We start from the raw sequence: 12,014 nt of genomic DNA, 5'->3' as shown, positions 1-12,014 counted from the left end.
TAGCCGATCGACCTGAAAGTTACACTTTGTTACATTTTCGGGGTCAAAGATCAGGACGCCGTCAGGCTGACGCCGATTCTGAGTGGGAGGTCATCTCAGGGCTCAGTCGTTTGCGTCCTACTCACGAGCACCAGCGCGCATCCTCGAAGCGCTCGCTGCCGGTTAAGCTCGACCGGTCGTTGCGTTGAGACCGTGTCAGCGCACGGTTGTGGCGTCGGCAAGCTCTCGTGTTTCAGCAGGTTCGATTGCCGATGACGCCGCCTGATGGTCTCCAGTGACCACGACCGCAATCTCGCGCGCTTTCCCAAAATATCGCACCAGCTTGGCGCGCACGCGTCGTTTTGCAGTTCCTCTGCGATGCGGAATTTCTCCAAGCAGTTGAACCGCGCCGGGAGTCGTGGAGGCTGGGTTATTTAAGTTAATGCAGGCACGTCAGCGATATTTCTGAGTTGCCTGTAGTAGTTTGCCTCAGCCTTAGCTGGGGGATATAGCCGAGCGGCTCCATCGGTCGATGATGGTTGTATAAGGCCACCCATTCCAGCGTTGCCAGTTCGACGAGTTCCCTCGTTTTCCAGCGGGACGACGATGAATCAGTTCCGTCTTGTACTAGCCATTGATCGTTTCAGTCAGTGCATTGTCGTAGCAGTCGCCCCGGCTGCCAACCGACGGCTCGATCCCGCTCACCAACTGAATGCGATTGCTTCCTCTGTGCGGCAGATGGCCAATATTGCCTTCTTTAACTCTTGCAGTATTTTTCCCCGCGCTCGCAAGGAAGTCATTTAAAATCAATTGTTTAACCGTGCTAAAGCATGAGCAATATTGCTCCCGTCATGCATGTTGATCAGCGAATAGCGCACTCAACGGGTAAGACCAATCTCGCTCCACTTGTTGCTACCGGCTCGCAATCAATAGCGGTCTCGAGGCGGCAGCGACATGCACATTCCGAATCTCACTCGCCTCGGTCAACGATTTTCTCAGTCCTCCCCCAAAGTTCCACGCATTCAATCAAAAAGACCGATCAGCAGCCTGTCATACGACTCGATTTGCCTAGAATTTGTCGACAGAAATCCACCAATAAATTCGCGCTGCCGATTTTTGTAATCAACCCATTTCTCATCGTGCGAATCGATTGCCTGCCCGAGTTGCAGAGCGCCCTCCTCCACGTCCTGTGCGCTATAAAAATAACCAAGCTCACGGCAGAGGTATGCGTTATGGATCAATGCATACCCGTTCCAGCAAACATCAAAATAGAAGTAATTCAGCGCAAGCCCTGATTGATGGGATATTACAATGTCGGTATGTTCCGAAAGAAATTGAGGGGTGTTGTAATAACCGACAAAGCTTATCTTTGAATCTTGCACCAGGTCGAGGTGGTACGCGATGCCAATAAATTCGGGGCTGTTTTTTGCAAGATGCTCCGTGTTCGTCGCGTGCACATAAGCTATCTTTTCGCCAAATTTTCGATAGCCCAGTTCTGCAATCAGGAGCGGATAGAGGCAGAACTTCGTCACGTCGATATTCGGCTCCATGATGGAGAGGCGCTTCGATTGCCCGGTTGGACGATACTCCCCGCCATGCGGAAGCGCTGCCGACCGCTCTTCGACGCACATCGGGTCCCAAACGAACGGGACTTCACGAACCGGCTGGCGCCGTAATACGCTGAAGTAGCCCGCGCTGGTATCGACAACTTGCGGGATGATCCACACTTGATCATAACGTTGGTTGATGAATACCGTTTCCGCGTGTCGTCTGCCAAAAATCATGGCCTGCATCATGTGCACGTATTCCGGACCGCAGCAGTAGCTCACGACTTTTGTGCCGCGAGCCTGCAGATACGCGGTTTGCTGCTGGTCAATTTGCCCCCCGAGTTCGATCAGGACATCGAGCGAGTCTTTCGCATCGTCGAACGAGCGAATCGGATACTGCGTGGTATCCCATGGAAGTTCCGACGTGATCTTGACGTTCGTGGTGTTGACGAGCGTGACCTGATGGCCAAGAGGCGAGTGTTGAAAGAGCTTCATCAGATACAAGGCGTTCTGCTTGATGCCGTTGACCCAGAGACTCTCCGCCGCGTGGTGAAGGCCAATTGTGATACCGACGCTGAGTGAGCGTGCCAAACTCATGGGAGGTTCTCCAGGATGCCCGTCCAATAAAGAGTTAGATCATAGCGCTGCACTAGTCTCCAGCTGTCAAGAACTGTCAAAATCTGACATGCGTGCTCGGCACGGGTGACCCTGCACGGCATGCCATACAGCGGCGCGCAGGGTTTCGTATTCGAGGAAGTGCGGTTATCGATTGACGTGTCCGTGTGCTGTCGATTGAAATCGCGTCGGATCCAGTCGACGATGTCCGGACAGCCCTGAGCGCGAAAATGCTCGCCTACCCGGCACATTTGTTAAATAGCTTGAATACCCGCCAACGTGCGAATGATTTGCCGTACTATCCGCCCGTCATCCTGGCTAATGTCGAATGCGGTCGAGCGACCTTGGGCAACGGCCATGGTTTTTATCTTCGGGAGCTCGAGCCGGGCGCCGATTTCATCCGCACGCCAGGACCGATCATGTTTCAGTCCCCGGGAGATTCCTTCGTCAACGGTTCGTTGCTGGGCCTGTGCGTCGAGGTTCCGCTTGCCGCGATCGTTTCGCTTGCGATGCACGGCGTCGACTGGAACGGGCCGCGCATCGCGATGCTCGTCGCCACGCCGGTGCTGATCGCATGCATCACCCTGCTGACGCGCCCCGTCGCATTCAGCACGGTATGGAAGCACAAACGCTCGCCGTTCGTGCTCGACGACAATGTGCGCGCATCGATTTACGGCCGGCTCTGCGGGATTGCGATCGGCGTCGTGTTCGGCATCATGGTCGCGACGACGTTCGCCTGACCCGGTCGAGAAAAATCTCCCATCGGGGCCTGCGCAGGGCGCGAAGCCTCGCTCACGAAGGGAAAGCAGCGTTTCCGGAATGCGCGTGCGCCCCCCAATCCCCCACTCACCCGGCCGCCTTCCCATTGCCCTCGATCACGTCGCCGCGACCAGCGCGTTGAACGACGTATCCCACAGCGGCGCGACATTGGCCGGCCCATCCAGCACACCGATCCGCGCGAACACGTCCGCGACCTGCTGATGCTGCGCCACCACGTCGGGCGTCACCGGCAGCAGTGCGTAGTCTTCGCTGCGCTGGTCGAACATCGCGACGAGATCGGCAACCGGCACGCGCGTCTCGCGGTTCTGCACGAGCGCATAGTCGCCGAAATGCCCGTTCGCCCATGCATACGCGCGTCGAAACCGGAGCAGCAGATCGCCCGTCGCCGCGCGACGGCGCGCATCGTCGAGCGTGCGCGGGTTCGCATAGACCGGAAAGTTGCCCGACAGATAGCCCTTCCCCGTCTTCAGCACGCGTGCACCGTAGCGATTGCGCGCGAGCTGGCCGTTGTAGCCGTAGATCGCCCATGCGTCGATGTCGCCGCGATCGTATGCGGACAAGCCATCGGCCGGCGACAGGTTGATCGGCTGGATATCGTCGAAGCTCAGGCCGGCCTCCGCGAGCTGGCGATACAGGAAGTAGTGCGACGTCGTCGCACGCACGTACCCGACACGCTTGCCCTTCAGGTCCGCGATGCCGCGGATCGGCGTGTCCTTGCGCGCGAGCGTGACCTGGTTGTTCAGGTCTTCGCGCACGCGGGTGATGAGCCGCACGTTGGCCTTCTGTCGCGCGGCGAACACGGCCGGAATTTCGCTGCCCGAACCGATGTCGAGCGCATCCGCGTTGAGCGCCTCGATGTGCAGCACGCCGTTGTTCAGCTCGCGCCAGTCGATCCGGTACGGTGTGTCGGCCAGCCCGGCCGCCTGCAACAGTGCGCGCCAGCCGCCCTTGTAGGTTGCGACGCGCAACGTGGTGCCGGCGAGATCGGTGTTGACCGCGGGCGCGGCGAACGCGGCCTTCGCGGCCCATGGCGCCGCCGCCACCGCGGCGCCGGCAAGCAGCAAACGGCGACGTGCCGCCGAAATTGACGACATCGGATGCTCCTGTCGGTCGATCAAACGGGAAGTGAAAATTGCTGCGTCAATGCAGCACCGGAAATCCGTGGCGCTCGGCCAGCAGTTCGAGGATGCGGCGCGCGTCGGTGACGAAGCGCACGTCGCCGAGCGTCTGTGCATCGTCCGGCGCCGGCTGGTCACGGCCGAGCACGAGGACCGGCAGCCCCTGGTGCGCATCGTCGAGCGCGTCGATCACCGCGTGCCGCGGCCGCTCGAAGCCGACACGTTTCACGTCGATTCGACTCGCGCGATCGGGCGCGCTCGCCAGCAGCCCCTCGATCGACAGTCCATGCGGGCAGACGAAGCGCTGGCCCGGATGCTTCGGATCGGCAAAGCCCGGTTCCAGCAGAAACAGCACATCGCGACTCATGACAGACGGCTCCCGTGTTCGTGGTTCAGCCGGGACGAATGCGCTTGGGCGCCCTTCCGTTCCCGGAGCATGCCGGCCCGAGGCCGGATGCCCGACTCTACCGGCATGCGTCGCATGGCCCTACCAACGTTTTGCGGAATCGATATGCGGCCGCGCGTAGCGCATCGGGCGCCCGCCGCACAGCGGGCGTTGCGTAAAAACATCGCGCGCCGGGCCGCAGATAGTGCGCACATCGAACGATTTCAGCGATCGATATGACGGCGCCCGCGCGTATCCGGTGCCCGACGTTCGCCGTTCGCGCGATACGTTCGCCGCAGCATGGGTGCCGGACGCGATCGCGGCGCACATGCAGGGCTTGCGGCAACGCATATTGCAAATCGGCCGCGCAGCGATTTGCAAACCACGGATCGACCGTTCGCCGGCACCGCCGTCATCAATAGGATCGTGATCCTCGCAGATGTACCCATAAAAAAGAGGATAGTCATGATCAAAAAAACGGTAGTCCTGGGTTTGGTTTCGATCGGTTCGGTCAGCGCGCATGCGCAGAGTTCAGTCACGTTGTACGGCGTCGTCGATGCCGGGTTCGCTTATACGAACAATCAGGGTGGCGCGAGCAACATCCAGCAGACGAGCGGCAAGCTGAGCGGCAGCCGCTGGGGCCTGAAAGGCGTGGAGGATCTCGGTGGCGGCGTGCAGGCGGTCTTCACGCTCGAAAGCGGGTTCCGGCCGAGCGACGGCGGGCTCGGCCAGGGCGGCCGCCTGTTCGGCCGCTCCGCCTACGTAGGCCTCGCCAGCAAGGGGCTCGGCACGCTGACCTTCGGCCGCCAGTACGAGCCGATCACCGACCTCGTTGCGCAGTACTCGGGGTCCGGCTTCTGGTCGCCGGCCACGCACGTGGGCGACAACGACAACATGAACCAGAGCTTCCGGCTGAACAACGCGGTGAAGTTCCGCAGCGACACGATCGCCGGCTTCACGGCCGACCTGCTCTATGCGTTCAGCAACCAGGCCAACGGTGGCGCGGGCACCGGGTTCTCGAACAACAACGCGTGGGGCGCGTCGGCGAACTACGTGAACGGCCCGTTGTCGGTAGGCGCCGGCTATGTCCGCATCAATCACCCGAATTCGACGTCGAATACGAGCGGCGCGGTGGGCGGTGCGACCACCACCACCGGCAACGACTACAGCGGCGGATTCTTCTACGGGCTGAACGGCGGCGTGCTCAAGCAGCAGATCGGCGTGGCGGGCGCGAACTACGCGCTCGGCCGTGCGACGCTGGGCTTCGCGTGGAGCCACACGCAGCTCGATTATCTCGACGGCTCGTCGCGCAAGTTCAACAACTACGACGTGAACGCGCGTTACCAGCTCACGCCGGCCGCCACGCTGATCGGTGTCTATACGTTCACCGACGGGCGCGCGAGCGGCCTGCCGGGCACTGGCGGCCAGACGCTGAAGCCGCGCTGGCACCAGTTCACGCTCGGGTTCGACTATGCGTTGTCGAAGCGCACCGATATCTACCTGTCCGGCATCTACCAGCTCGCGGCCGGCGATGCGAGCACGGCAACGTCGGGCGGCTATCGCAAGATCGCGGCGATCTCGAACATCGGCAGCGCGTCGTCGACGAACCGCCAGGTCGCGTTCGTCAGCGGGCTGCGCGTGAAGTTCTGACGGCGAGCATCGGGCGCATCGGGCGCGGTGCAGCGTGGTGCGATAAGCAAAGCGGGAATCGTTGTTTGTCGCACCGGGTTCGGTTGCCGAGAATGGGCGTTTCCCCGCGTGCTGCCCCGGCGCACGATACGCGTTCGACCATGACCGACTCCCGTTTCCCGCCCCATCCACCGCGCAGCGGCCGGCGCGCGGCACTGCGCCGGCTCGCCGGCGGCTGGGCGGCAGCGATGCTGCCTGCCGGCAGCGCGCTGGCTAGCCAGCCGCCCGCCCCGCTCTCCCCGCTCGACGTGCCGCCATGGACCCGCGAACCGGGTGCGCCGCTACTGTCGCCGCCCTACGGCATGCCGGGGCCGCACGAACGCGACGTGATCCGCCGCAGCGCCCGCACGCCGGCATTGCCCGGCTCAGGCTCGTCGATGACGCCGCTCGCCGACCTGTTCGGCGACATCACGCCGAACGGCCTCGTCTACGAGCGTCATCATGCGGGTGTGCCGGAAATCGATGCGCAGCGTCACCGCGTCGTCGTGCACGGCCTCGTGCGCGAGCCGCGCGTGTTCACGATCGACGACCTGCTGCGCTTTCCGTCCGAGTCGCGGATCCACTTCCTCGAATGCTCGGGCAACACCGGCAGCGAATGGAACGGCCCGAGCGGGCTGCCCGTTCAGTTCACGCACGGGCTGCTGTCGTGCTGCGAATGGACGGGCGTCCGGCTGTCGACGCTGCTCGACGAAAGCGGCATCGATCCGGACGCACGCTGGTTGCTCGCCGAAGGCGCCGACGGCGCGGCGATGACACGCAGCCTGCCGCTCGACCGGATCCTCGAGCGCGCGCTCGTCGTCTATGCGCAGAACGGCGAACGGCTGCGCCCCGAGAACGGTTATCCGGTACGGCTGATCGTGCCGGGTTTCGAAGGCAACACGAACATCAAGTGGCTGCGGCGGCTGAAGCTGGTGCGCGCGCCGGAGATGACGCGCGAGGAAACGTCGAAATACACGAACCTGCTGCCCGGCGGCTGCGCCCGCCAGTTCGTGTTCGAAATGGATGCGAAGTCGGTCATCACGCGGCCGTCGGCCGGCCATCGGCTCGCGGCGCACGGCTATTACCCGATCGGCGGCTACGCGTGGTCGGGACGCGGCCGGATTCGCGCGGTCGACGTCTCGACCGACGGCGGCCGCACCTGGCGGCCCGCGCGACTCGCGGGTGACGTGCGCGATCGCGCGCTGACGCGCTTCGAAGCCGACTGGATCTGGAACGGCGAGCCCGCCGACCTGCAAAGCCGCGCCACCGACGACACCGGCTACGTGCAGCCGACCCGCGAGGCGCTCGTCGCCGTGCGCGGCGTCAATTCGCAGTACCACTACAACGGCATCCAGAACTGGCGCGTCGGCGCGGACGGCGAGGTGCGCAATGCGTAAGCCGCTTGCCTGCCTGCTCGTTGCATCCCTGCTGGTTCCGAGCGCATTCGGCGCGGGCTACGGTCTCGGCCAGCCGGTCGACCGTGCGGCGCTCGCGGCGTGGGACATCGACGTCGCGCCCGACGGCAGCGGCCTGCCGCCCGGCTCGGGCACGGTCGCGCGCGGCGCTCACGTGTTCGCGGACAAATGCGCGATGTGCCACGGCGCCGGCGGCGAAGGCGGCGTCGGCGATCCGCTCGTCGGCGGACTGGGCTCGCTCGCGAGCGCGAAGCCGAAAAAGACGGTCGGCAGCTACTGGCCGTACGCGACGACGCTGTTCGACTACATCCGCCGCGCGATGCCGTACAACGCGCCGCAATCGCTGAGCGCGGACGAAGTCTATGCGGTCACCGCGTATGTCCTCCATCTGAACGGCATCGTGCCCGCCGATGCACGGCTCGACGCGCGCACGCTGCCACGCGTGCGGATGCCGAACCGCGACGGGTTCGTGCCCGATCCGAGGCCCGGCACGCTATGACGCGGCTCGAACCGCGCGCACGCACATCGTGCATGACACCCGAGCGATTCGCCGCCGCGCGTGCCGAGCGTTGTCGTCCGGACCCTGTCCAACCCGCAAGGAAGCCTTCATGAGCGACACTTCCCTCGCCGCGCCGGTCGCGCCGTCGCCGTTCGTCGACGTGCGCTCACCAGCGGATTTCCCCGACAGCCCGGTGTCGCGCGTCCTCGCGCAGCCGCTGATGCTCGGGCTGTTCCTGCCGATCCAGGCCGGCGGCTGGAGCGCGTCGACGCTGCCGCGCACGACCGACTGGACCTTCGACTACAACGCCGACCTGGTCGCGCGCGCGGAGGCACTCGGCTTCGATCTCGTGTTCGCGCTGTCGCAGTGGCTGCCGAAAGGCGGTTACGGCGGTGTGTTCGACGGCCAGGCGCTCGACTCATTTATGACGCTGGCCGCGCTGACCGCGCGTACCGAACGGATCATCCTCGTCGCGACGAGCCACGTGCTCTACGGGCCCTGGCATCCGCTGCATTTCGCGAAATTCACCGCGACGCTCGATCACATCTCGCGCGGGCGCTGGGGCATCAACGTCGTGACCGGCCACCGCGCGATCGAGCACGAGATGTTCGGCTGGAACCGGATCGAGCATGACCGGCGCTATGAAATGGCCGCCGAATTTCTCGATGCGGTCCAGCAGTTGTGGGCGCAACCGGACAATTTCAGCTACACACCGGCGCTGTCGAGCTGGCGGCTGGGCGGCGCATTCGTGACGCCGAAGCCGCGCTACGGCCGCCCGCTGCTGATCAACGCGACGGGCTCCGATGCGGGTATCGATTTCGCCGCACGCTACTCGGACATCGTGTTCGTCACGAGCCCCGCAGGCACGGATGCCGAACACGCGGTCGCTGCGCTGCCCGCGCATACCGCACGGGTGAAGGCAGCCGCCGCGGCGCGCGGCCGAACGATCCGCACGTTGCTCAACCCGCTCGTGATCTGCCGCGAGACGGCGGCGGAAGCCCGTGCGTACCGCGACGCGATCGTCGCGCATGCGGACGAAGGCAGCTTCCACCGTTTCGACAGTGACGCGCATGCATGGAGAGGCGGCTTCGAACAGCGCTCGCAGGCTGCCTCGCGCGCGATCGGCGGCAATATCTCGATCACCGGCTCGCCGGAGGAAGTCGCCGATACCATCGTGCGGCTGCACCGTGCAGGCATCGACGGCATCCAGTTGAGCTTCTACGACTTCAAGCCCGATCTCGACTTCTTCGGCGAGCGTGTGCTGCCGCTGCTGCGCGCCGCCGGCTTGCGGCGCTGACGTCAGGCAGCCGTTTCGGCACGGGTGGCGGTGGCGCGGCGCACGGGCCGCCGCAACCCCAGATGCTCGCGCAGCGTATGGCCCGCATAGTCGTCGCGAAACAGCCCTCGGCGCCGCAACTCGGGCAGCACCAGCGCGATGAAATCGTCGAGGCCACCGGGCAACGTCGGCGCCATCACGTTGTAGCCGTCCGCGCCGTAGCGCACGAAGCGCTCTTCGAGCTGGTCGACGATCTGTTCCGGCGTGCCGACGAGTTGCCAGTGGCCGCGCGCGCCTGCGACACGCAAATAGAGTTCGCGGATCGTCAGGTTTTCGCGGCGCGCGAGCTCGATCGTCAGCGCCTGTCGGCTCTTGCTGGCGTTGGTCTCCGGCAGCGGCGGAATCGGACCGTCGAGCGGATACGCGGACAGGTCGGATCCACCGGTGAGGCCGGATACGAGCGCGAGCCCGACCGTCGGGTCGATCAACGACTGCAGCGCGTCGAATTTCTCCCTCGCTTCGCTTTCGGTACGGCCCACCACCGGAAACACGCCCGGCATGATCTTCAGCGTATCGGGATCGCGGCCGAACGCCGCGAGCTGGCCCTTCACGTCCGCATAAAACGCGACCGCGTCGTCGAGCGTCTGCTGCGCGGTGAAGATCACCTCGGCCGTGCGTGCGGCCAGCCGCGTACCGGCCGGCGACGAACCGGCCTGCACGACGACCGGGTGCCCCTGCGGCGGCCGCGCGACGTTCAAGGGCCCGCGCACCTGGAAGAAGCGGCCGCGATGGTCTAGCACGTGGCGCTTGTGCGGATCGAAGAAGCGGCCCGATGCGCGATCGCGCACGAATGCATCGTCGTCCCAGCTATCCCAGAGGCCACGCACGACATCCGCGAACTCCTCCGCACGCGCATAGCGTTCGGCGTGATCGAAATGCGCGTCGCGATTGAAATTGCGCGCCTCGTGCTCACTCGACGACGTGACGAGGTTCCAGCCCGCTCGACCGCTGCTGATGTGGTCGAGCGAAGCGAACTTGCGCGCGATATGAAACGGCTCGTTGAAACTCGTCGACGCGGTGCCGACGAGGCCGATTCGCTCGGTAACGGCCGCGAGCGCCGACAGCAGCGTCAGCGGCTCGAACTGCGCGACGTAGCTGTGCGCGGTGCGGCTCAGGAACTCGACGTCGTCGCCGCGCGTGCCCACGCCGTCGGCAAGGAACACGAGATCGAACTTCGCGGCCTCGGCCGCCTGGGCAAGCCGCACGTAGTGGCGAAAATCGACGCCCGCGTCGGCCTGCGAACCGGGGTGGCGCCACGCGGCGATGTGATGGCCGGTCGGGTACAGGAATGCGCCGAGATGCAGGTGTCCGGTGCGGGTCGTCATCGGGAAGGGTTTCCGGAAAAGAGGGCCGCGCGCGCGGCCAGGTCAGAACACGCGGCCTTCGGTCAGGTGCGTCGTCACGCCGTTCAGCTCGTAGTCGCCGATCACGCGCGCCTTGTGCAGCAGCGGGTTGTGGCTGAAGATCGTGCGCAGGTTGCGCCAGTGCCGGTCGAGGTTGTGTTCGCGCGCCGTCGCCGACGCGCCGCCGACTTCGAACAGCCGCTCCGCCGCATGCAGCGCCAGCTTGCTGACGATGAGCTGCGTGCGTGCCGTGGCGAGCGCGCTGTCGAGCACCAGCGCATGCGCATCGGCATCGCCGGCTTCGATCGCGTCGGCGGAACGGTCGAGCGCCCGCGCGTTTTCACGGACGAGCGCATCGATTGCATGACTGTGGGCGGACAGCTCGCCGACGACCTGCTGGATGAAATGATCGTCGCGCGCGGTCGGCGCCGGGCTGTGCAGCACCGGGCGGCCGTGCGCGAGCACGTAGCGGCGCGCATCGGCAACCACGTTGCGCACGATGCCCGCCCCCGTCGCGACGAGATGCAGCTGCCGCAGCGCGCCGCAATGGCGGCCGACGAGCGTCGAGCCGTCGCGCGCGGCCACCTCATCCGCGAACACCTGCACGTCGTTCAGCAGCAGGCTGCCGCTCGCGGTCATGCGCTGGCCCATGCCGTCCCAGTCGTCGAGTACCTGCACGCCGTCCCGCGCGACGGGAATGATCACGGCGACCGCGTCACCCTGCTCGTTCTCCACGTTGATGCGTGCGAAATCGGCAAACGCGGTGCCGGTCGAATAGTATTTGCGGCCCGTCACGCGATAGTGATCGCCGTCCCGACGCAACACCGTGGTGTTCTCGCCGGGCCGCGACGTGCCGCGCTCGGTCGACGCACCGCCGAAGATCGCGCCGGCCAGCGCCCGCTCGAGCTGCACGTCGTTGAACGGCGTGCGCGGCGACAGCCGCAGCGTCTCGATCTGGTCGTAGTGAATCCGCAGCGCGTGCGCGAGATTCGAATCGGCGGCGGCCAGCGTCGCGATCGTGTCGAACAGGTCGACCAGCGTGCCGCCGAGGCCGCCGCGCTCCACCGGAATCCGCAGCACGCCCAGCGTTGAGCGGCGGAAGATCGCAAACCCCTCGAACGGCAGTTCGCGACGCGCCTCGCGTTGCGCGGCATCCTGCCCGATCGCGTTCGCGAGATCGGGTAGCGCGGCAAGCGCGTCGCGCAACGCGTCGCGCGGATCGACGGCATCACGGGCAGTCATTCGGCAAGTCCTTGTTCGGGAAGATCGGGCGCTGCGCAGCGCGATCGCGGCATGCGCGAACCGCCGCGTGCGCAGCATCGCAAAGTA

The 12,014-nt window shown here is 65.0% G+C and carries 11 protein-coding genes and 1 pseudogene; 5 read left to right on the top strand and 7 right to left on the bottom strand.

Going from position 1 to position 12,014, the window contains the following annotated elements; all coding sequences use genetic code 11:
- Nucleotides 1–413 precede the first annotated feature (413 nt).
- A pseudogene (locus LGM56_RS33685) lies at nt 414–681 on the bottom strand (integrase core domain-containing protein); the annotation flags it as partial.
- A 320-nt stretch (nt 682–1,001) separates the two neighbouring features.
- Complete coding sequence (locus tag LGM56_RS33680) at nt 1,002–2,123, bottom strand: DUF2827 domain-containing protein (RefSeq protein WP_226207924.1); 1,122 nt, start codon at nt 2,121–2,123, stop codon at nt 1,002–1,004.
- 185 nt (nt 2,124–2,308) lie between these two features.
- Here LGM56_RS33680 and LGM56_RS33675 point away from each other — a divergent pair, with 185 nt between their 5' ends.
- Complete coding sequence (locus LGM56_RS33675) at nt 2,309–2,881, top strand: hypothetical protein (RefSeq protein ID WP_226207923.1); 573 nt, start codon at nt 2,309–2,311, stop codon at nt 2,879–2,881.
- 135 nt (nt 2,882–3,016) lie between these two features.
- Here the strand turns inward: LGM56_RS33675 and LGM56_RS33670 are convergent, their stop codons facing one another.
- The 3 genes from LGM56_RS33670 to LGM56_RS33660 form a co-directional block, all read right to left on the bottom strand.
- Nucleotides 3,017–4,015, bottom strand: coding sequence for an ABC transporter substrate-binding protein (locus LGM56_RS33670; protein ID WP_226207922.1), 999 nt, complete (start codon nt 4,013–4,015; stop codon nt 3,017–3,019).
- 46 nt (nt 4,016–4,061) lie between these two features.
- A complete protein-coding gene (locus tag LGM56_RS33665) occupies nt 4,062–4,406 on the bottom strand; it encodes a DUF3088 domain-containing protein (protein WP_071336123.1) in 345 nt (114 codons plus the stop codon).
- Nucleotides 4,407–4,526: 120 nt separating this feature from the next.
- Nucleotides 4,527–4,946, bottom strand: coding sequence for a hypothetical protein (locus LGM56_RS33660; protein ID WP_226207945.1), 420 nt, complete (start codon nt 4,944–4,946; stop codon nt 4,527–4,529).
- Between LGM56_RS33660 and LGM56_RS33655 the strand changes: the two genes are divergently transcribed.
- From LGM56_RS33655 to LGM56_RS33640, 4 genes are all read left to right on the top strand, one after another.
- On the top strand, nt 4,890–6,074 hold the full coding sequence (locus LGM56_RS33655; protein ID WP_226207921.1) for a porin: 1,185 nt from the start codon (nt 4,890–4,892) through the stop codon (nt 6,072–6,074). The two genes, LGM56_RS33660 and LGM56_RS33655, sit on opposite strands and share 57 nt — an antisense overlap.
- Nucleotides 6,075–6,214: 140 nt before the next feature.
- Complete coding sequence (gene soxC, locus LGM56_RS33650; RefSeq protein ID WP_226207920.1) at nt 6,215–7,489, top strand: sulfite dehydrogenase; 1,275 nt, start codon at nt 6,215–6,217, stop codon at nt 7,487–7,489.
- Complete coding sequence (locus tag LGM56_RS33645) at nt 7,482–8,006, top strand: c-type cytochrome (RefSeq protein ID WP_226207919.1); 525 nt, start codon at nt 7,482–7,484, stop codon at nt 8,004–8,006. The genes soxC and LGM56_RS33645 overlap by 8 nt, the downstream gene beginning before the upstream one ends.
- A gap of 109 nt (nt 8,007–8,115) precedes the next feature.
- A complete protein-coding gene (locus LGM56_RS33640) occupies nt 8,116–9,303 on the top strand; it encodes an LLM class flavin-dependent oxidoreductase (RefSeq protein WP_226207918.1) in 1,188 nt (395 codons plus the stop codon).
- Nucleotides 9,304–9,305: 2 nt separating this feature from the next.
- On the opposite strand, the gene LGM56_RS33635 is transcribed toward LGM56_RS33640, so the two are convergent.
- Nucleotides 9,306–10,667 (bottom strand): LLM class flavin-dependent oxidoreductase, encoded by a 1,362-nt coding sequence (locus LGM56_RS33635; protein WP_226207917.1) that lies wholly within the window; start codon nt 10,665–10,667, stop codon nt 9,306–9,308.
- A 42-nt stretch (nt 10,668–10,709) separates the two neighbouring features.
- Nucleotides 10,710–11,927 (bottom strand): acyl-CoA dehydrogenase family protein, encoded by a 1,218-nt coding sequence (locus LGM56_RS33630; RefSeq protein ID WP_226207916.1) that lies wholly within the window; start codon nt 11,925–11,927, stop codon nt 10,710–10,712.
- Between the last annotated feature and the right edge of the window lie 87 nt (nt 11,928–12,014).

Origin of the sequence: Burkholderia sp. AU38729, from assembly GCF_020419725.1 — a bacterium.
Lineage (GTDB): Bacteria > Pseudomonadota > Gammaproteobacteria > Burkholderiales > Burkholderiaceae > Burkholderia.
This window is presented reverse-complemented; position numbering and strand designations above follow the sequence as displayed.

What these genes read in the sequence shown, in the direction of transcription:
- LGM56_RS33660 (WP_226207945.1), bottom strand. Translation starts at nt 4,946, where the DNA reads ATGCGCGCTGACCGAACCGATCGAAACCAAACCCAGGACTACCGTTTT.
- LGM56_RS33655 (WP_226207921.1), top strand. Translation starts at nt 4,890, where the DNA reads ATGATCAAAAAAACGGTAGTCCTGGGTTTGGTTTCGATCGGTTCGGTC.
- soxC (WP_226207920.1), top strand. Translation starts at nt 6,215, where the DNA reads ATGACCGACTCCCGTTTCCCGCCCCATCCACCGCGCAGCGGCCGGCGC.
- LGM56_RS33665 (WP_071336123.1), bottom strand. Translation starts at nt 4,406, where the DNA reads ATGAGTCGCGATGTGCTGTTTCTGCTGGAACCGGGCTTTGCCGATCCG.
- LGM56_RS33670 (WP_226207922.1), bottom strand. Translation starts at nt 4,015, where the DNA reads ATGTCGTCAATTTCGGCGGCACGTCGCCGTTTGCTGCTTGCCGGCGCC.
- LGM56_RS33635 (WP_226207917.1), bottom strand. Translation starts at nt 10,667, where the DNA reads ATGACGACCCGCACCGGACACCTGCATCTCGGCGCATTCCTGTACCCG.
- LGM56_RS33645 (WP_226207919.1), top strand. Translation starts at nt 7,482, where the DNA reads ATGCGTAAGCCGCTTGCCTGCCTGCTCGTTGCATCCCTGCTGGTTCCG.
- LGM56_RS33680 (WP_226207924.1), bottom strand. Translation starts at nt 2,123, where the DNA reads ATGAGTTTGGCACGCTCACTCAGCGTCGGTATCACAATTGGCCTTCAC.
- LGM56_RS33640 (WP_226207918.1), top strand. Translation starts at nt 8,116, where the DNA reads ATGAGCGACACTTCCCTCGCCGCGCCGGTCGCGCCGTCGCCGTTCGTC.
- LGM56_RS33630 (WP_226207916.1), bottom strand. Translation starts at nt 11,927, where the DNA reads ATGACTGCCCGTGATGCCGTCGATCCGCGCGACGCGTTGCGCGACGCG.